The organism is Variovorax sp. PAMC26660, assembly GCF_014302995.1.
Lineage (GTDB): Bacteria > Pseudomonadota > Gammaproteobacteria > Burkholderiales > Burkholderiaceae_C > Variovorax.
Genome location: NZ_CP060295.1, coordinates 4,661,967 through 4,679,400 on the forward strand (window position 1 = coordinate 4,661,967; position 17,434 = coordinate 4,679,400).

Sequence of the window (17,434 nt, forward strand, 5' to 3'; positions counted from 1 at the left end):
GGCAACAAGCAAGGAGCAAGCAATGAAACGAATCGCCATCGTCGGCGCAGGCCAGTCGGGCCTGCAACTGGGTCTGGGGCTGCTTGCCGCAGGCTACGAGGTCACCATGTTCAGCAACCGCACGGGTGACGACATCCGCCATGGCAAGGTCATGTCCAGCCAGTGCATGTTCCACACCTCGCTGCAGATCGAGCGCGATCTGGGTCTGGACCACTGGGCGAGCGATTGCCCCACGGTCGACGGCATCGGTTTGGCCGTGCCGCATCCGGAGCAGAAGGGCGCCAAGGCCATCGAATGGAGCGCCAGGCTTGACGGACCCGCGCGATCGGTCGACCAAAGGCTCAAGATCCCCGCATGGATGGCCGAGTTCGAGAAGCGCGGCGGCGAACTCGTGTTCAAGGACGCGGGCATCGACGAGCTGGAGGCCTGCACCCGAAGCCACGACCTCACGCTGGTCGCGAGCGGCAAGGGCGAGATCTCGAAGCTGTTCGAGCGCGACGCGCACAAGTCCAGCTTCGACAAGCCGCAGCGCGCACTGGCACTGACCTATGTGAACGGGATGACGCCGCGCAAACCGTTCTCCGCCGTGTGCTTCAACCTGATTCCCGGCGTGGGCGAGTACTTCGTGTTCCCTGCGCTGACCACGACAGGCCCGTGCGAGATCATGGTGTTCGAGGGCGTGCCCGGTGGCCCGATGGACTGCTGGACGGATGTGAAGACGCCGCAGGAGCATCTTGCGCGCAGCAAGTGGATTCTCGACACCTTCACGCCTTGGGAGGCCGAGCGCTGCAAAGACATCGAGTTGACCGACGACAACGGCATCCTCGCGGGTCGCTTCGCACCGACGGTGCGCAAGCCTGTGGCGACACTGCCTTCCGGGCGCAAGGTACTGGGCCTGGCCGACGTGGTGGTGCTCAACGACCCGATCACCGGCCAGGGCTCCAACAACGCAGCCAAGTGCGCCGACACTTATCTGAAGAGCATTCTTGCGCGCGGCGACGGCGCGGCCGATGCGGCATGGATGCAGCAGACCTTCGACCGCTACTGGTTTGGCTACGCGCAATGGGTCACGCAATGGACCAACATGCTGCTCACACCGCCGCCGCCCCATGTGCTCAAGCTGCTGGGCACCGCAGGCGCGATACCGCCGCTGGCCAGTGCCTTTGCGAACGGCTTTGACGATCCGCGCACTTTTTTCCCGTGGTTCGCGGACCCGGTCGAGGCTGACCGCTACATCGACACCTGCGCCGCCACTGTTGCTGTTGCCGCTGCCGCGTAGCTCGAGGCTTGCACATGAACAGAAGACGCGTGGCCATCGTCGGCGCCGGGCAGTCCGGCATGCAACTCGCGCTGGGGCTGCTGGGCGCGGGGCACGAGGTGACGGTTTTTTCGAACCGCACGGCACAGGAGATTTCCGACGGGCCGGTCATGTCCAGCCAGTGCATGTTCGAGTCCGCGCTGCAGACCGAGCGCGAGCTGGGGCTTGACTGGTGGACGAGCGAATGTCCCTCGGTAGAGGGCATCGGCATGACGGTGCGCAACCCGGAAGGCGGCAAGACCATCGAATGGAGCGCCAGGCTTGACGGACCCGCGCGATCGGTCGACCAAAGGCTCAAGATCCCCGCATGGATGGCCGAGTTCGAGAAGCGCGGCGGCAAGCTGGTGTTGCAGGACGTGGGGGTCGATGCGCTGGAAGCCTGCGCGGCGGCGCACGACCTCGTGGTCGTCGCAAGCGGCAAGGGCGAGATCTCGCAACTGTTCGAGCGAGACTCGGAGCGCTCGCCCTTCGAGCAACCTCAGCGCGCATTGGCATTGACCTATGTGAAAGGGATGAAGCCGCGTGAGTCGTTTGCTGCCGTGTGCTTCAACCTCATCCCCGGCGTGGGCGAGTACTTCGTGTTCCCGGCGCTGACCACCACGGGGCCGTGCGAGATCATGGTGTTCGAAGGCGTGCCGGGCGGCCCGATGGACTGCTGGGCGGACGTGAAGACTCCGCAGGAACACCTTGCGCGCAGCAAATGGATTCTCGAGACCTTTCTGCCCTGGGAGGCCGAGCGCTGCAAGCACATCGAGCTGACCGACGACAACGGCATCCTCGTGGGCCGCTTCGCGCCGACGGTGCGCAAGCCGGTGGCGACGCTGCCTTCGGGACGCAAGGTGCTGGGCCTGGCCGATGCGGTGGTGCTCAACGATCCGATCACCGGCCAGGGCTCCAACAACGCGGCCAAGTGCGCCGACATCTATCTCAAGCGGATTCTCGAAAATGGCGATGCGCCGTTCGACGCCGCGTGGATGCAGCAGACCTTCGACCGCTACTGGGAGGGCTATGCGCGCTGGGCCACCGACTGGACCCACAGTCTGCTTGCACCGCCGAAGCCGCACTTGCAGAAGCTGCTGCAAAGTGCCACCCACATGCCCGCTGTCGCGAGCACCATCGTCAACGGTTTCGATGATCCGCGTGTCTTTGCGCCCTGGTGGTTCGATGCCGCCGAGGCCGACCGGTTTCTGGAAACCCGGGCGCGCGAGGCCGCCGTCGACCGCTTCGACCGCCGCGACTTTCGCAAGGCACTCGGGCAGTTCACCACCGGCGTGACCGTCATCACCACGCGCGCCATCGACGGCCGCCGCGTGGGCATGACCGCCAATTCGTTCTCGTCGGTCTCGCTGGACCCACCGCTGGTGCTGTGGAGCCTGGCGCGGCAGGCGCCGAGCGTGGCCGACTTCACCGGTGCCAGCCACTTCGCGATCAACGTACTGGCGGTGCACCAGCATCACCTGTCGCGGCAGTTCTCGACACCGCAGGCGGACAAGTTCGGCGGCGTGGACTGCTGCGAGGGCACGGCCGGCGTGCCGCTGCTGAACGGCGTCATTGCGCGGTTCGTCTGCCGCAGCGTGAAGCAGTACGACGGCGGCGACCACCTCATCTTCATCGGCGAGGTCGAACGCTACGACCGCTTCGATGGCGAGCCACTGGTTTTTCATTCGGGCTATTACCAGGTGACGACACGGCACCCGGAATGCGCGCAATGAGCGCGCGGCCCGCACCACATCACATTTGGAATGGAGAAGATCACACACATGCAGAAAAAATCCCCCGTCTCTGCGCAGCACATCCGCATGCAGGCCGCCGATGGCAGCGGCAGTTTCAGCGGCTACCTCGCGCTGCCCGAAGGCGGCACCGGCCCGGGGCTGGTGATCGCGCAGGAAATCTTCGGCATCAACCACACCATGCGCGAGGTGGCCGACTACTACGCCGAAGAAGGCTACGTGGCGCTGGTGCCCGACCTGTTCTGGCGGCAGGAGCCCAACGTCGAACTCGGCTACAGCGAAGCCGACTGGCAGCGCGCCTTCGCGCTGTACGGCGGCTTCGATGAAGCCAAGGGCATGCAAGACATGCAGACCGCCATCGATGCATTGCGAGGCCGCACCGAAGTGACGGACAAGAAGGTCGGTGTGGTCGGCTTCTGCCTGGGCGGCAAGCTGGCGTACCTGTCGGCCTGCCGCACCGACGCCGATGCGGTGGTCGGCTACTACGGTGTGGGCATCGATGCTGCGCTCGATGAGGCGGACAAGATCAAATGTCCGTTGACGCTGCACGTGGCCGAGCTCGACAAGTTCTGCCCGCCCGAAGCGCGAGACCGCATCGTGCAGACGCTCAAGGGCCGTCCCGGCGTTTCGCTGTACGTGTACCCCGGCATGGACCACGCCTTCGCGCGTGCCGGTGGCGAACACTTTCACAAGCCTTCGGCGTTGATGGCGCACGAGCGCAGCATCGCCACGCTGAAGGACGCCATCGGCCCGAACTACGACCTGTCGGCGCTGTGGGACAAGCACTGCGAATACGAGTTCGGCACGCGCAACGTCGACGACACCATGAGCACCATGGTGGCCGAGCCCTACGTCAATCACATCCCCACCATGACCGGCGGCGTAGGCTACAAGGCGTTGCACGCCTTCTATACGAACCACTTCGTCAACAGCAACCCGCCTGACACCGCGCTCACGTCGATCTCGCGCACCGTGGGCGCCACGCAGGTGGTCGACGAACTGCTCTTCAGCTTCACCCACACCACCGAGATTCCGTGGATGCTGCCGGGCGTGAAGCCCACCGGCAAGCGCGTGGAAGTGCCACTGCTCGCGGTCATCAAGTTCCGCGGCAACAAGCTCTACCACGAGCACATCTACTGGGACCAGGCCAGCGTGCTGGTGCAGGTGGGCCTGCTCGACGCCAAGCTGCTGCCGGTGGCGGGCATCGAGACGGCGCGCAAGCTGCTGGACGAGAACCTGCCGTCGAACACCTTGATGTAGTCGTGCAGAAGCATCGCTCGAATGCGTTGGGCGGCCTTCAGGTCAACCGACTATTTCGGTAGAAAAGCTGCGCTAGACTTCTTGAATGCCCAGGCCGACCAAATCTCAAATAGATGCCGAGATCATCGACCGCGCTGCCGGATTGTTCGCCAGACATGGTTTCGAGAACACGTCGCTTCAGCAGATCGCGGATGCTGTCAATTACTCGAAGGCGGGGCTGCTGCACCACTACCCGAGCAAGAAGGCGATTTATGACGCCAGCTTCAAGACGGGCCGCGACCATCTGCTGGCGCTGCTGGCCAGCGTCGCAGAACTTCCCCCCGGCGCCGAGCGTGACAGGGCCGTGGTGGAAGATTCCGTCGACTACACCTTCGACTGGCCGGGCGTGTCGGCGCTCGCCAGTCAGCTCGCGAACAACGCCGGCACTGAAGAGAACGTCGACCCTCAATTGACGGAGCTGGGCCTCATCGTCTACCAGGCGCTCGGGACCGATCTGATGACCGCCACGGCAGAGCGAATCGTGCGCATCACCAGCGCGTTCTCCGGTCTTGGCATCACTGCATTGCTGGCGGCCCGCATGGGCTTGAAGCAAGAGTGGCGCGGCGAGATCATCGCGTCGGCCATGGACGCACTCGGCCACAAGAAGAGCAGTTCACGCAAGCGTGCCGGGCCCCGCTAAGTTTCGGGCGCCTACCTGAATACGCAGCACAGGTTCAGGCACCAGCGACTGACAATCCCGCAGGTGCCGACCGAGAAATGCAGCTCGGCCACCAGTGGCGTGACGGCGATGCCGACGGCGTAGAGCACGCAGAAGACAACGCCGAGTACGACGAGTGTTCGCATGTGCTGTGCGATGGCCGAAGAGCGCGCATGCAGCCACAGGCGCATCGCATCCATCATCGGATGCATCAGAAGCGAGGCATCAGGTAGATCACCTCGATGGCCTCGTAGATTGCGCCGACCAAAAGAGCCAGCGTCACCAGCACATAGAGTCGCGCAGTCGAAGACACGCCGGCCTTGTACCCGGCCCAGCGTGAGGCCCGTCCGTAGCGGCTCGGCCAGAGAAACATGCGGCCCTGGACGTAGGCCGAAAATGCGGCCAGCACATAGGCCTGCCCTTCGATCAGCAGCGTGAGCGAGTGTGGAATCAGCGTGGCACGGTCGGCGCCGATGGGCGAGAAGATGAAGCCCCACAACACCGCGCGGCAGAGCGTCACCAGCATGCCTGCGAATGGAATGACGAACGATGGCAGTGTTGTCTGGCACAGCGCAACAGCCAGGTTGACGGCGAACGTGAGGCCGATGGCCGTCAACAGATGCCCATTGCCATAGGCCTCCTTGACCACCGCCATGAGGCCCGGCTGCGAAAGCGACTGCGCCACGCCCAGGTTGGTGTGAGTTCGCAATTCCGGAATGAACGCCGCGGCAACCATGCCGATCAGCACGAGGCCATAGAAGACGACGTTGAGAACGATGTACGCCTTCTTGTGCTCTTTGATGATCGAGAAGGCTTCGTGCAAGAGGGCCAACGTGTGCTTCCTTGTCGCATGCAGTCGAGCGATCCAGCGTTGAGCCGATGAGTCGACCCACGCATTTCGCCGGTTTGGGGAATGCGATTATTCTACCGATTCGGTTGGTTTGCAACCGTTTCGGTCTGGATGCGCAGCGGCGCGGCAAAACCCGGTGGCCTGAATCAGGCCACCGGCATGCATCCGGAAGAGGCGGCCTCGGCGACGCCGAAGAAGGCCGGCGGCCCTTCAAGCCGCGGGAAGAAACTTCCTGACATGCGCTGCGAATGCAGCCGTCAGTGCGCTGGGCTCGTCACGGTCGCAAGCGAGCGTGACCCCGACACTCGGCAAATCGGGGAGCCCGTGTTCCGACGTCAGGATCTGCAGGTCGTCGGGAACGGCTGTTCGCGTCAGCACGATGACGGCCTGGCCGGACCGTGCCATGCCGACCAGGCCCGAGAGGCTGCTGCTTGCATAAGCGAGCCGGTAGGCGCGACCTGCGGCTTCCAGCGCCTGCTTCGGCAACAGATGGTCGAGCGCATCCGGCGAACCAAGGGCCAATGGCAACGGGTCGAGCAACGCAGCGGCACCGCCACGCTGCGCCACCCAGACCAGCGGCTCGTGCCGGATCACGTCGGCACCGATCGCTGTGCTTGCCACCGACACCAGCGCCAGGTCGACCGCATGCCGCGCCAGCAGCTCGTGCAGCCGGGGCGTTGGCGCGCACATCACTTCCAATTGCACTCCCGGGTGTAGGCTGGCAAAGCTTTGCAGCAGATATGGCAGGAACACGACCGCGTAGTCGTCGGGGCAACTGAAGCGCAGCACCCCGGACAGTTGCTTGCCGCGCAGCTCCGCCAAGGCTTCGTCGTGCTTGCGCAGCAGTTCCCCCGCGCGCACCAGGAGCCGTTCGCCGGTGGCAGTGAGCGTGACGCCTCGCCCGGTGCGATACAGCAGCGGTTGCTCGACGATGCCTTCGAGCTTCTGCATCTGCATACTGAGCGCCGACTGCGTGCGCCCCACGCGGACCGCCGCCTGGCCCAGCACGCCCGTCTCGGCAATGGCGACGAAGCTGCGAAGCAGGTCGATGTCCAGGGATTGGCTCACGGTATGAATTCTCCTGATACCTGAGTTCAAAACAATTCGCTTCTCGGCGCAGCCGTCGATGCGTAACGTGCTTCATTTTGATCGGGAAGCATCGACATGAGCAGGAACAACGACCCCCAGTTCTGGCAGCAGGCCGGGCGGCACCTGGTGCGCTATGGCGGCAGCTTCGAGCCGTTGATCATCGAGCGTGCCCAGGGCTGCTTCGTCTACGACGCAGATGGCCGAGGGATTCTCGACTTCACGTCGGGCCAGATGAGCGCCTTGCTCGGTCACTCGCATCCGGACATCGTTGCCGTCGTCACGGAGTATGTCCGCAAGCTGGATCACCTCTTCAGCGGCATGCTGTCGCGTCCGGTGGTGGAGCTCGCCGAGCAGATCGCGCGACACGCGCCGGGCGAGTTGGAGCGCTGCCTGTTGCTGAGCACCGGCGCCGAGTCGAACGAAGCGGCGATTCGCATGGCGAAGCTCGTGACGGGCCGGCACGAAGTGGTGGCCTTCACGCAGTCATGGCACGGCATGACCGGCAGCGCGGCCGCGGCAACCTACAGCGCGGGCCGCAAGGGCTACGGCCCGACGGCTGCCGGTTCGCTGGCCATTCCGGCGCCCAACGCCTACCGGCCGCGCTTCACGACGCAAGACGGCGAACTCGACTGGCGCCGCGAACTCGATGACGGCTTCGAGCAGATCGACAGGCAATCCACGGGGGCGCTCGCCGCATTCATTGCCGAGCCCATCCTCAGCAGCGGCGGCATCCTCGAACTGCCGCCGGGCTACATGGCTGCGTTGAAGGGCAAGTGCAGCGAGCGCGGCATGCTGCTGATCGTCGACGAGGCGCAGACCGGCGTCGGCCGCACCGGCCTGATGTTCGCGTGCGAGCGCGACGGCGTTGCCCCCGACATCCTGACGCTTTCCAAGACGCTGGGTGCGGGCCTGCCTTTGGCGGCCATGGTGACGACCGCCGCGATCGAGGACGAGGCTCATGCGCGCGGCTTCCTGTTCTATACGACGCATGTCTCCGACCCGCTGCCCGCCGCGGTGGGGCTGAAGGTGCTGCAGGTCGTGGAGCGCGACGGACTGGTCGAACGCGCACGCACCGCCGGCGAGCGCCTGACCCGAGGGCTGCTCGACATGCAGTCGCGCCATGCGTGCATCGGCGACGTGCGCGGTCGTGGCTTGCTGCTCGGGCTGGAACTCGTCACCGATCGCGAGACCAAGAAGCCGGCCTTCGAACTTGGCGAGGCCATCACGCGCGAGTGCATGAAGCGCGGGCTGAGCATGAACATCGTGAAGCTGCCTTCCATGGGCGGCGTTTTCCGCATCGCACCGCCGTTGACGATCAGCGACAGCGAGATCGACCTCGGCCTGGAACTGCTCGACAAGGCAATCGAAACGGCTGTGCGGGAAGGGGTGAATCGAGGTTAGTCCATCACCCCGTCCGAACCCCCCAATGTTCACCGTAGTTAATTTTTAGGAAACGTTTGTTAATACTCGTGTATTAATTCCTGGGTTCAGCGAGCCAGCCGGCTTAACCTCGCTGCATCATGCAAGCACCTTCACACGTTTTTGAACTGCCCGAGGGCTGGACCGCGGATTTCGAGATCGTTCGCACGCTTCACGGCTCGTACGCCGGGGTTGCCAAGTTGAGCCTGCGCGGCGTCCAGAAATGCGCGCTCGTGATCACGCAGCAGCTGACGTGGGACGGTGCCTTCGAGCGCGCGCGTATCCGGGCCTTCCACTTTGTCAAAGAGTGGGTTTCCGGACCTCGGGGCTGATCAAAATGCGCTGGGTCTTTCGCCAACCTCCGGCGCAAGGCACCCGGCATCGCTTCTGTTGAAAAACAGCGCAAGCCTGGCGTGCCTGTCCCGACAAGACATGGCCGTGCCCGGGGTGCGCGACATGGACACCAATCCAACATGGGGAAGACCGAGGTTCTGGCGACAGCGATCGACATGGCGCGTGCCGGGCTCGGCTTCACGCCCACGGATGCGCTCGCCTGCATCGCGGATCTGATCGATCAGGAAGATGCAGAAAGCGCGTCCTACGACAGCAACGTGGAGAGGCTGCTGCGCCTGGGTGCCTGCATCTGGACCTTGAGGCGTGGCATGTTCGCGCCGGCCGCGGCCGAGATCGCCGCCGAAAAGCCGTCGAGATAGCCGTTCGATCCAGCGCGATCCTGCGCACCGTGCAGGCACGAAAAGCCGCCTCGCGGGCGGCTTCGAATCGATAAATCGAACCTCAAACAACGAGAGCTTGCTCGATGTCCTGCACCTTGCGGCGCGACAGCGCAAGGTTGGCGCGTGCCTTGTCGAGCACCATGTAGACGAACAGGCCTTCCTTCTTCGCAACCGGGCGGATGATGTGGTACTGCTTTCCCAGCGTGATCAGGATGTCGTCGATCTGGTCGTTGAGGTTCAGCGATTTCATGGTCGCGAGCTTGGCGCGCACGACCTCTGTATTGCCCGCCGCCGCGAGTTCGATGTCGACGCCCGAGCCGACGCTGCCCAGCACCATGCCGCTGGAGCTGTCGACCACCGCGGCGGTCAGTGCACCGTCGATGCTCTGCAGTTGGGCGAGGGAGTCGTTCAAATTAGCCATGTAGCAGTCCGATCTGTTTGAGAAAAATTTCGTTGGCAGAAAAAAGTCCGCAGCCCGGCCTAACGAGCGATGCTGCGGACATATATAGGGGTGTGCGAATCAGTCGATCTTGCGCAGCGCGGAGACGACCTCGCCCATGGTCCACAGGGCGCGGCCGAGGGTGGCGTCGGGCCCCAGAACAAAGCACAGCAGGCTCGGGAACGCCGCGGGCACGGGCTGCACGGCCACGGTGCCTTGTTCCGCGTCGAACACGAGGCGGCGGCAATCGGTGAAGGCGAGTTCGCCGCCCACGGCGCGTGCCATGGCCATCAGCGAACTGGTCATGGCCGCGAGCTTGGCGATGTTCAGGCTGCTGCGCTGAAGCTGTGCGATCTCGAAGCCGTCGGGCGTGACCACCAGGGCAGTGCGCAGGCCGGCCAGCGGCGCGGCCAGGTCATCGAGCGCTGTTTGCGCGCCCAGCACGACGTGCGCGGGCAACAGGGGAGAGCGGAACTTCAAGCGATTTCATCCTTGAGAGAGAGCATCGAGGCCAGCACCTGGAGCATGTCGAGCATTTGTTGCCGGTCTCTGACATCGGCCTGGAGCACCGGCACGAGACCGGCGCCTTTTTGCATCAGCGATGCCGCGAAGGCGTCGATCTGCGCATGGGTGGCGGGCCGGGACACCAGCACTGCGGCCATCGGCGATGACGGGCTGCTGGCCACTTCGGCCAGCAGTCGAGCGGTTTCGGCCACGGCATCGGGTTCATGCAGGTCGGTCATGACGAACACGCCCACCGAGGACGACAGCACCCATTGCCGGACGAAGTTGAAGCGCTCCTGGCCGGGGCAGCCGTAGATCTGCAGCTTGTCGCCATCGCCCAGATCCACTTCGCCGAAGTCGGCGCCAACGGTCGTCGTCGCCTTGGCGTGCGTGGCGGTGTCGAGGTTCGGCACATCGCAATCGACCGCGAGGTTGCCGCACACAGTGCGGATGGCGGTCGTCTTCCCGATGCCCATGGGCCCCATGAGCGCAACACGCAGGTGGACCGACATCAGCGGCCCCCGGCCTCGGGGCGGCCTTGCCGCAACCAGCGGGAGAGTTTCGAGAAGAAGCCGCCGCGCCGATCGGTGCTCGATGCAGCCTGGCTGGCCGGCCGGCGGATCGCCGCACTCGTCAGGCTCAGCACGTCCAGGCGCTTGAGTTCGGTCAGCAGGTCGTGGGCCTGCCAGCTCAGCAATCCGCTGTGGTTGCACAGGCGCTCCATCGACATCGGCTCGCGCGTCAGCAACGCCATCGCGCGGACATAGCCGGGCGCCGACAAGTCGGCAGAAAGCGTGACCCACCGGCGCAGTTGGTAGCTCGACGATGGCAGTTCGACTTCCTGTGCGCGTTGTTGCACGTGCTTCTGGCTGCGCACTTCGAGCAGCCACACGGCGGCGCGATCGAGCGTGTCAAGCAACTGACCGACCGTGAAGTCAGGCATCAACTGAAAACGCCGGGTGGCGTTGGTGGCCGCTGGTTGGGTGGGGGCGACGGCAGCGCCCACGAACACCGTGCAGGAAGATCCTTCGGTCGACAGATCCTGCAGATCGCTGTCGCAGATCACGACTTCCGCGCGGGGCAAGGGAGCTTCCTGCCATGCCAGAACCGACTTGCGTTCGGCCACCGAGAACAGGGTCTGGAAGCGTTCTCGCACTGCGGGGGACAGCAATGCTGCATTGAAGGTAGCCGTGTGCGAACGCATGGTGTGACGGGACGTTCCGACAGTTCGGAGCGCTATCGCGTCTCTTCGCCTCAGATGGTGTCAAATTGAAAACAAAAGTAGTTTATGGGGTAAATACTTAGCTTTTGTATCCACTGCATACAGTTGGGGCGCGCCTGAGCGGCAGTAATTCACAAACTGCGGAAATGCTTGGGTGCGGGGTGTTTGCCTTGGCGGTCGTCGGGCGGCCGAAGGCGGCGTCACACTGGGCGTGCGCGCACAGGTCCCGCGTTAGTCAGCGGGGCTGTAGATTTGTCTTGGGGGGATGCGCTGCAGGGGGCATCCCGGTTGCCGTTCAGGAATGAACGGCGTCAGTCAGTTGCACTGAAACAGGACGCCTTGTTCCGCGGGTGCCTTGCCCAGCCATCGGGGCGTCAAGCTCCTCGCGTCGCAGTAGTCCGCAGCCTGGACGTACGTCACGGCGCGCAGGACGCCTTCGCGAACCTGTGTGATCTCGTTGGGAGCGGTCGAGCAGCCAGTGATGACCAAAGCGAGCGGAAGCAGTGCGTGCCAATTCATCGGGCCATTCTAAGACGCGGTGCTGGCCGGGCGCGGTTCGCGGCCGGGATAGAGGTATCTGGCGTAGCTGCCGGACTGGCCGAACATCTGCTGCGCCAGCTTCACCGGGTCGTCGCCTTTGTGCTTCTCGTAGAGCACCGGTCCCCAGATGATGAAGCCGTCGATGCTGAGGCTTTGAGGAACTGGCTCGATGGCCTTCCAGGCATGCGCGAATCTGGAAATCCAGGCCAGGGCTTCTGTCAGCGCGTGGTTGGGAGAGTTGACTGTTTCTTGGTTCATGGACATGACGACATCCTTGGGCGAAAAGACTGTACAAATATAAGGGGTATCCTTTTAGCTCCAGTGATGCAGAGTACTGGATGGACGTACAGATATTAGCGATGTTTACAGGGACGCGCTACTCTCAGATCCCAGCGGCTCAAACGGCCATTCGATGGAAACCTTGATGCAAACATCTACTGCCGATGGCAATTGTTGAAATCACCGGATGGCGACCTGGTTTTCTGAAGGTCTCTTGCACGACGACCTTGCGAGCCGCAACGGGCCTGGGATTGGCCGACGCCAAGGCCGTTACCGATGGAGTGCTGCGCGATGAACCTCAGAGAGTCCAAGTTCCCGATGCGGAAGCGCATCGGCTTGTGCTCTCTCTTCGGGAGCTGGGAGCATCAGCAGAGGTTATCGAAGGAAATGGCGACTCGACGTCGCATGGGCTCTTATGAGTCGCTCGACTGAATCACATCCGCGTAGGTTACGGGAGCCGTGACCACGGCCTGCTGGAGCAGCCGATAGAACAGCATGCCGCGTGAGCCCGAGGTTCGGCGGTTGAAGCGAAAGACGAACTCGTCGAGATAGGCATCCAAGTGTTCGGGCTGCACCGAACCGTGGTGTGTTCCCAGAATCCAGCGCTTCACCAAGGCCGCCACGCGGTGAACACCGGCCATCGACACATGAGCCGGCACCTCCGAGCCGAGCATCACCGTGCGCTGGTGGTCGTAGCCCAAATCCTTCAGCGGCTTGTAGGCACCCGCACCATCGGTGCGCACCTGGGCGCCGGGCTCGATGCTCTCTTGGACGAACGGGATCAGGTACTGCGCCGAAGCCTTGGGAATGCGACGCAGCCGAATGCGGCCAAACCCCTTGGGCTCCAGCAGTTCGACGGCCACGGCGACCAGCAGCTTCGAGGTGCTGCGCTTGCGGCCGGTCTTGACAGGCGGGTCCTCGCGGTCGGTCAGCGCCATATAGGTCTCGTCGACCTCGATCACGCCCTTGAGCTGATCCCGGTCGGGGCGAACCATGGCGCGGCGGAACCGGTGCAGCATCGTCCAGGCGGTCTGGTAGCTGCCCAGGCCGAGCACGCGCTGCAGGCCCAAGGCGCTGACGCCTTGCTTCTGGTTTGTCAGATACCAGGCCGCAGCCAGCCACACGCGCAGCGGCGTGCGAGTCTTGTCGAAGATGGTGCCGGCAGTAACGGTGGTCTGGTGCTGACAGCCACGGCACATCAGGCGGGTACGGCTGGCGCGATATGCCTCGCCAATGCTTCCGCACTTCGGGCAGATAAATCCATCACCCCAGCGCAGCCGCTCCAAGTAGGCGAGGCAGTCGTCCTCGGTGGAAAACCAGTCGAGGAATTCGTTCCAGGTCTGGGGGTAGTCCTTGCCCGCTGTCGGCGCTAATATCTGTACGTCCATCCAGTAGTTCTGTGATTGCTGGAGCTAAAAGGATACCCCTTACAAATATACAGTAAACTGTGCGCATGGAACACATGCCCGCCACCCTCTGGATTGCTGTTTGCGCACATCGCCTGCAGCAGCAGTGGCACACCGTGGACTTCCTCGAACTGGAGGAGCTCGCGCGCGAGTTGTGGCGCGATGCACAACTGCGGGCGATGCTGCCCGATGAGGCTGCAGCGCACTGGCTTCGTCCCATCACCGAAATGTCGAGCGCCCCTGTCGACCGATTCGACCTTTCACCGGTGTTCGCACCGATTCCCGGTTTCTCCTTGACGGGTCAACCGTCCCCCGCTGGTCAATCTGTGCGGGGTCCTTGATGCATGCCAGCAGCAAGGATTTCAAGCCCAGCCTCGCGGCTGGGCTTTTTTTATGCCGCGATTCGACCGTGCCCCACGGCCCGGGAGTCGCTTTTTTTTGCGCGACCGCGAGGCTATAGTCGGCGGGCGCTGTCGCATCGCTCCATTTCCGCCAGGAACACAAGGCGCCGCAGCCTGCTTCGATCCCACAAAGGATGCTCGTGCCGGATTCCCTGACCTCCACGCTGACCAGCTATTACGACGCGGTGCCTTATGACTCGCACCCGTTTCCTCAGTCGGCCATGGAGCATCTGGAAGCGCTGGCATACCTGTTCGGGCTCGATGCCCCGGCCCCGGCCACGGCCCGTGTGCTGGAACTCGGCTGCGCGGCCGGCGGCAACCTGATTCCCTTTGCAGCGCGCCACCCCGAGGCACGCGCGCTCGGTGTCGATCTTTCGACGGTGCAGGTCGCGCAAGGCGTGGCAGCCATCGGCCACGCAGGCCTGCCGAACATCGAGCTGAAGGCCTTCGACATCACCGGCATCGACGCCTCGTTCGGCCAGTTCGACTACATCGTCTGCCATGGCGTCTACAGCTGGGTGCCGGGTCCGGTGCAGGACGCGATCCTGCGCATCTGCTCGGAGAACCTGGCGCCGAACGGCGTGGCCTATGTGAGCTACAACGTGTACCCCGGCTGGAAGGCGCGCGAGATTGTGCGCGACGCGATGATCCTGCGCGGCGGCCCGCGCGACACGCCGGAAGAAAAGCTTTCCTACGCGCGCGGCATGCTCGAATTCCTGGAGCAATCGGCCCGTGCCGACAGCGTGCTCAAGAAGACGCTCGAAGAAGCCATGCCGATCGTGCGTGGGGCCAGCAGCTCCTACCTGCTGCACGAGTTCCTCGAGCCCTGCAATGCGCCGTGCTACTTCAAGGAATTCGTCGCGCGCGCGGAGGCTCACGGCCTGTCTTACCTGTGCGATGCGGAGCCGTCGACCATGTTCGTGCAGAACTACGGCGAGAAGGTGCGCGACCCGCTGCTGCGCGAATGCGGCGGCAGCCAGGTCATGATGGAGCAGTACCTCGACTTCCTGGTCAACCGCACTTTCCGCCAAACTTTGCTGGTCAAACAGGCAAGCGCCAGGGACATCCGCTATCGCCTCGACGCCGCACGCATTCGCGCGCTGGAGTTCGCCGGCACGTTCGCGGCCGAGGACGGCGGGGCACTCACGCTCGATGCCCGCGAACAGCCTTGCCATGCGATTCGCGGCCTGAAAGTCACGCTGCGGTTGCCCGTGCACAAGGCTGTGGCGCAGTTGCTCGATGCCAGCTATCCGGCGTCGATGCCGGCGGATGCGCTGATTGCCGCCGCCTCGAAGCTCACGAACCAGCCAGTGGCCGCAATCGATGCGGCCGTGATGGCCATGCTCGAGGAACTGCTGATCCTCGGCGCCTTGCGAATCCGGCGTACGCCGGTGCCCGCCGTGGCGGCGGTCTCGGGTTTGCCGCAGGCACTGCCAGCCATGCGCGTTGCGCCCGGCCTCGCGCTGGCGGCGGGCGCCACGGCCAACATCTGCAACCAGTGGCACGAATCCGTGGGGCTCACGCTGCTCGAGCGCAGCCTGCTGCCGCTGCTCGACGGCACCCACTCCCACGAGGCGCTGGCCGAACATCTGGCAGCCGAAGTGCACAGCGAACGCCTGCGCTTCATCAAGGACGACAAGCCGTTGACCGACCCGTCGACGGTGAAGGAATTTGCGCAGCAACAGGTCGCGCTGGCGCTCGATGCTTTGCGGCGCAAGGCATTGCTCACGGCCTGACCACCATCGTTCGTCATCGAACTTACAGAGGAGACTTCAACATGCAAAAAATCCACTGGGCCCCGAAACTGCACGCTGCCGTTGCGGCGGTGCTTGCGCTGGCAGCCGCCAGCGCGTCGAATGCCGCGTCGCAGGCGCCGGTCGCGTCGGAGAACGGCATGGTCGTGAGCGCGCAGCACCTGGCCAGCAAGATCGGCGTCGACGTGCTCAAGCGCGGCGGCAACGCCGTCGACGCGGCGGTCGCCGTGGGCTATGCGCTGGCCGTGGTCTACCCGGCTGCCGGCAACCTTGGCGGCGGCGGTTTCATGACCGTGCAACTGGCCGACGGCCGCAAGACCTTCCTCGACTTCCGCGAGAAGGCGCCGCTGGCCGCCACGGCCAACATGTACCTCGACAAGGACGGCAACGTCATCAAGGGCCTGAGCACCAAGGGCCACCTTGCCGTGGGCGTGCCGGGCAGCGTCTCGGGCATGGAATACGCACGCGAGAAGTACGGCACCATGAAGCGCGGCGAGCTGCTCGCCCCGTCGATCCAGCTGGCCGAAAAAGGCTTTGCGCTGGAACAGGGTGACATCGACCTGCTCGGCACCGCCACGGCCGACTTCAAGGAAGACCCGGCTTCCGCGGCCATCTTCCTGAACAAGGGCGAGCCCTACAAGGTAGGTGACCGGCTGGTCCAGAAGGACCTGGCCAAGACGCTGAAAGAGATCAGCACCAAGGGCACCGACGGCTTCTACAAGGGCTGGGTCGGCAATGCCATCGTGGCGTCGAGCCAGGGCGGCAAGGGCCTGATCACGCAGGCCGACCTCGACCAGTACAAGACGCGCGAACTGCCGCCGGTGGAGTGCGACTATCGCGGCTATCACGTCGTGTCGGCGCCCCCGCCGAGCTCGGGCGGCGTGATCATCTGCGAGATGCTCAACATCCTGGAGGGCTATCCGCTCAAGGACCTGGGCTACCACTCGGCACAGGCCGTGCACTACCAGATCGAAGCCATGCGCCACGCCTACGTGGACCGCAACAGCTACCTGGGCGACCCCGACTTCGTGAAGAACCCGCTCGACCGCCTGCTCGACAAGGGCTATGCCGAGAAGATCCGCGCCGTGATCGACCCCAAGAAGGCCGGCGTCTCGAAGGACATCAAGCCGGGCGTCGCGCCGCATGAGGGCAGCAACACCACCCACTACTCGATTGCCGACAAGTGGGGCAACGCGGTCTCGGTGACCTACACGCTGAACGACTGGTTCGGCGCCAAGATCACGGCCGCCAAGACCGGTGTGCTGCTGAACGACGAGATGGACGACTTCACCTCGAAGGTCGGCGTGCCTAATCTCTACGGGCTGGTGCAGGGCGAGGCCAATTCCATCGCCCCGGGCAAGCGTCCGCTGAGTTCGATGAGCCCGACCATCGTGACCAAGGACGGCAAGCCCGTGATGGTGGTCGGCACGCCGGGCGGCAGCCGCATCATCACCGCCGTGATGCTGACCATGATCAACGCCATCGACTACGGCATGACCGTGCAGGAAGCCGTCGATGCACCGCGCTTCCACCAGCAATGGCTGCCTGACGTCACCAACGTCGAGACCTATGCGCTGAGCCCCGACACGCGCAAGATCCTGACCGACATGGGCCACAACCTGGGCGTGCCGCAACCGGCCAACCACCTCGCGGCGATCATCGTCGGTGCACCGTCCCTGGGCGGCAAGCCGGTGGGCAACAACCGCTTCTACGGCGCCAACGACCCCCGCCGCAATACCGGCCTGGCGGCAGGCTACTGAACCTGCGGCAAACTCGAAGGCGGTCGTGCCCC

The 17,434-nt window shown here is 64.2% G+C and carries 20 protein-coding genes and 1 pseudogene; 12 read left to right on the forward strand and 9 right to left on the reverse strand.

Going from position 1 to position 17,434, the window contains the following annotated elements; all coding sequences use genetic code 11:
- The first annotated feature begins 22 nt into the window (after positions 1-22).
- From H7F35_RS21860 to H7F35_RS21875, 5 genes and pseudogenes are all read left to right on the forward strand, one after another.
- Entirely contained in the window at positions 23-1,279 is a 1,257-nt protein-coding gene (locus H7F35_RS21860; RefSeq protein WP_187108678.1) for a styrene monooxygenase/indole monooxygenase family protein, read from the forward strand.
- Between the two features lie 350 nt (positions 1,280-1,629).
- Positions 1,630-1,998: pseudogene (locus H7F35_RS34830) on the forward strand (styrene monooxygenase/indole monooxygenase family protein); the annotation flags it as partial.
- Between the two features lie 507 nt (positions 1,999-2,505).
- The gene (locus H7F35_RS34835) at positions 2,506-3,030 is read left to right on the forward strand and encodes a flavin reductase family protein (RefSeq protein ID WP_261803703.1); all 525 of its coding nucleotides are present in this window, start codon (positions 2,506-2,508) and stop codon (positions 3,028-3,030) included.
- A 48-nt stretch (positions 3,031-3,078) separates the two neighbouring features.
- Positions 3,079-4,308 carry a dienelactone hydrolase family protein gene (locus H7F35_RS21870; RefSeq protein WP_187108680.1) on the forward strand — a complete coding sequence of 410 codons (1,230 nt, stop codon included), beginning with the start codon at positions 3,079-3,081 and terminating at the stop codon, positions 4,306-4,308.
- A gap of 85 nt (positions 4,309-4,393) precedes the next feature.
- Entirely contained in the window at positions 4,394-4,987 is a 594-nt protein-coding gene (locus H7F35_RS21875; RefSeq protein WP_187108681.1) for a TetR/AcrR family transcriptional regulator, read from the forward strand.
- 11 nt (positions 4,988-4,998) lie between these two features.
- Here the strand turns inward: H7F35_RS21875 and H7F35_RS21880 are convergent, their stop codons facing one another.
- The 3 genes from H7F35_RS21880 to H7F35_RS21890 all read right to left on the reverse strand — a co-directional run bounded on the left by H7F35_RS21880 (position 4,999) and on the right by H7F35_RS21890 (position 6,923).
- Positions 4,999-5,217 (reverse strand): hypothetical protein, encoded by a 219-nt coding sequence (locus H7F35_RS21880; protein WP_187108682.1) that lies wholly within the window; start codon positions 5,215-5,217, stop codon positions 4,999-5,001.
- Entirely contained in the window at positions 5,217-5,837 is a 621-nt protein-coding gene (locus H7F35_RS21885) for a stage II sporulation protein M (RefSeq protein WP_187108683.1), read from the reverse strand. Before H7F35_RS21885 ends, H7F35_RS21880 begins: the two co-directional genes overlap by 1 nt.
- A gap of 228 nt (positions 5,838-6,065) precedes the next feature.
- Positions 6,066-6,923 (reverse strand): LysR family transcriptional regulator, encoded by an 858-nt coding sequence (locus tag H7F35_RS21890; protein ID WP_187108684.1) that lies wholly within the window; start codon positions 6,921-6,923, stop codon positions 6,066-6,068.
- Between the two features lie 96 nt (positions 6,924-7,019).
- Here H7F35_RS21890 and H7F35_RS21895 point away from each other — a divergent pair, with 96 nt between their 5' ends.
- The 3 genes from H7F35_RS21895 to H7F35_RS21905 all read left to right on the forward strand — a co-directional run bounded on the left by H7F35_RS21895 (position 7,020) and on the right by H7F35_RS21905 (position 9,076).
- Positions 7,020-8,345, forward strand: coding sequence for an aspartate aminotransferase family protein (locus H7F35_RS21895; RefSeq protein WP_187108685.1), 1,326 nt, complete (start codon positions 7,020-7,022; stop codon positions 8,343-8,345).
- A 119-nt stretch (positions 8,346-8,464) separates the two neighbouring features.
- Positions 8,465-8,695: a hypothetical protein gene (locus H7F35_RS21900; protein ID WP_187108686.1), complete on the forward strand. Its 231-nt coding sequence runs from the start codon at positions 8,465-8,467 to the stop codon at positions 8,693-8,695.
- Between the two features lie 141 nt (positions 8,696-8,836).
- Positions 8,837-9,076, forward strand: coding sequence for a hypothetical protein (locus tag H7F35_RS21905; RefSeq protein ID WP_187108687.1), 240 nt, complete (start codon positions 8,837-8,839; stop codon positions 9,074-9,076).
- Positions 9,077-9,158: 82 nt separating this feature from the next.
- On the opposite strand, the gene H7F35_RS21910 is transcribed toward H7F35_RS21905, so the two are convergent.
- The 5 genes from H7F35_RS21910 to H7F35_RS21930 form a co-directional block, all read right to left on the reverse strand.
- Positions 9,159-9,518, reverse strand: a complete 360-nt coding sequence (locus H7F35_RS21910) for a hypothetical protein (protein ID WP_187108688.1) — start codon at positions 9,516-9,518, stop codon at positions 9,159-9,161.
- Positions 9,519-9,617: 99 nt separating this feature from the next.
- On the reverse strand, positions 9,618-10,016 hold the full coding sequence (locus tag H7F35_RS21915) for a roadblock/LC7 domain-containing protein (RefSeq protein WP_187108689.1): 399 nt from the start codon (positions 10,014-10,016) through the stop codon (positions 9,618-9,620).
- Positions 10,013-10,552 (reverse strand): GTPase, encoded by a 540-nt coding sequence (locus H7F35_RS21920; RefSeq protein WP_187108690.1) that lies wholly within the window; start codon positions 10,550-10,552, stop codon positions 10,013-10,015. Before H7F35_RS21920 ends, H7F35_RS21915 begins: the two co-directional genes overlap by 4 nt.
- Positions 10,552-11,244 carry a hypothetical protein gene (locus H7F35_RS21925; RefSeq protein WP_187108691.1) on the reverse strand — a complete coding sequence of 231 codons (693 nt, stop codon included), beginning with the start codon at positions 11,242-11,244 and terminating at the stop codon, positions 10,552-10,554. Before H7F35_RS21925 ends, H7F35_RS21920 begins: the two co-directional genes overlap by 1 nt.
- A gap of 546 nt (positions 11,245-11,790) precedes the next feature.
- Positions 11,791-12,066: a hypothetical protein gene (locus H7F35_RS21930; RefSeq protein ID WP_187108692.1), complete on the reverse strand. Its 276-nt coding sequence runs from the start codon at positions 12,064-12,066 to the stop codon at positions 11,791-11,793.
- Positions 12,067-12,245: 179 nt separating this feature from the next.
- On the opposite strand from H7F35_RS21930, the gene H7F35_RS35175 reads away from it, so the two are divergent.
- Positions 12,246-12,500 carry a ribosomal protein L7/L12 gene (locus H7F35_RS35175; RefSeq protein ID WP_187108693.1) on the forward strand — a complete coding sequence of 85 codons (255 nt, stop codon included), beginning with the start codon at positions 12,246-12,248 and terminating at the stop codon, positions 12,498-12,500.
- Here the strand turns inward: H7F35_RS35175 and H7F35_RS21940 are convergent.
- Positions 12,495-13,469: an IS1595 family transposase gene (locus tag H7F35_RS21940; RefSeq protein ID WP_187108694.1), complete on the reverse strand. Its 975-nt coding sequence runs from the start codon at positions 13,467-13,469 to the stop codon at positions 12,495-12,497. The genes H7F35_RS35175 and H7F35_RS21940 overlap by 6 nt on opposite strands.
- A 74-nt stretch (positions 13,470-13,543) precedes the next feature.
- Between H7F35_RS21940 and H7F35_RS21945 the strand changes: the two genes are divergently transcribed.
- The 3 genes from H7F35_RS21945 (at position 13,544) to ggt (ending at position 17,402) form a co-directional block, all read left to right on the forward strand.
- Positions 13,544-13,828: a hypothetical protein gene (locus H7F35_RS21945; RefSeq protein ID WP_261803303.1), complete on the forward strand. Its 285-nt coding sequence runs from the start codon at positions 13,544-13,546 to the stop codon at positions 13,826-13,828.
- Between the two features lie 194 nt (positions 13,829-14,022).
- A complete protein-coding gene (locus H7F35_RS21950; protein ID WP_261803304.1) occupies positions 14,023-15,624 on the forward strand; it encodes a class I SAM-dependent methyltransferase in 1,602 nt (533 codons plus the stop codon).
- A gap of 41 nt (positions 15,625-15,665) precedes the next feature.
- Positions 15,666-17,402, forward strand: coding sequence for a gamma-glutamyltransferase (gene ggt, locus H7F35_RS21955; RefSeq protein WP_187108697.1), 1,737 nt, complete (start codon positions 15,666-15,668; stop codon positions 17,400-17,402).
- The last annotated feature ends 32 nt before the right edge of the window (positions 17,403-17,434 follow it).

Coding starts and splice junctions, on each gene's coding strand:
- H7F35_RS21860 (WP_187108678.1), top strand. CDS start 23: ATGAAACGAATCGCCATCGTCGGCGCAGGCCAGTCGGGCCTGCAACTG.
- H7F35_RS21945 (WP_261803303.1), top strand. CDS start 13,544: ATGCCCGCCACCCTCTGGATTGCTGTTTGCGCACATCGCCTGCAGCAG.
- H7F35_RS21925 (WP_187108691.1), bottom strand. CDS start 11,244: ATGCGTTCGCACACGGCTACCTTCAATGCAGCATTGCTGTCCCCCGCA.
- H7F35_RS21870 (WP_187108680.1), top strand. CDS start 3,079: ATGCAGAAAAAATCCCCCGTCTCTGCGCAGCACATCCGCATGCAGGCC.
- H7F35_RS21880 (WP_187108682.1), bottom strand. CDS start 5,217: ATGCATCCGATGATGGATGCGATGCGCCTGTGGCTGCATGCGCGCTCT.
- H7F35_RS21895 (WP_187108685.1), top strand. CDS start 7,020: ATGAGCAGGAACAACGACCCCCAGTTCTGGCAGCAGGCCGGGCGGCAC.
- H7F35_RS21875 (WP_187108681.1), top strand. CDS start 4,394: ATGCCCAGGCCGACCAAATCTCAAATAGATGCCGAGATCATCGACCGC.
- ggt (WP_187108697.1), top strand. CDS start 15,666: ATGCAAAAAATCCACTGGGCCCCGAAACTGCACGCTGCCGTTGCGGCG.
- H7F35_RS21950 (WP_261803304.1), top strand. CDS start 14,023: ATGCTCGTGCCGGATTCCCTGACCTCCACGCTGACCAGCTATTACGAC.
- H7F35_RS21905 (WP_187108687.1), top strand. CDS start 8,837: ATGGGGAAGACCGAGGTTCTGGCGACAGCGATCGACATGGCGCGTGCC.
- H7F35_RS35175 (WP_187108693.1), top strand. CDS start 12,246: ATGGCAATTGTTGAAATCACCGGATGGCGACCTGGTTTTCTGAAGGTC.
- H7F35_RS21930 (WP_187108692.1), bottom strand. CDS start 12,066: ATGTCCATGAACCAAGAAACAGTCAACTCTCCCAACCACGCGCTGACA.
- H7F35_RS21920 (WP_187108690.1), bottom strand. CDS start 10,552: ATGTCGGTCCACCTGCGTGTTGCGCTCATGGGGCCCATGGGCATCGGG.
- H7F35_RS21900 (WP_187108686.1), top strand. CDS start 8,465: ATGCAAGCACCTTCACACGTTTTTGAACTGCCCGAGGGCTGGACCGCG.
- H7F35_RS21910 (WP_187108688.1), bottom strand. CDS start 9,518: ATGGCTAATTTGAACGACTCCCTCGCCCAACTGCAGAGCATCGACGGT.
- H7F35_RS21940 (WP_187108694.1), bottom strand. CDS start 13,469: ATGGACGTACAGATATTAGCGCCGACAGCGGGCAAGGACTACCCCCAG.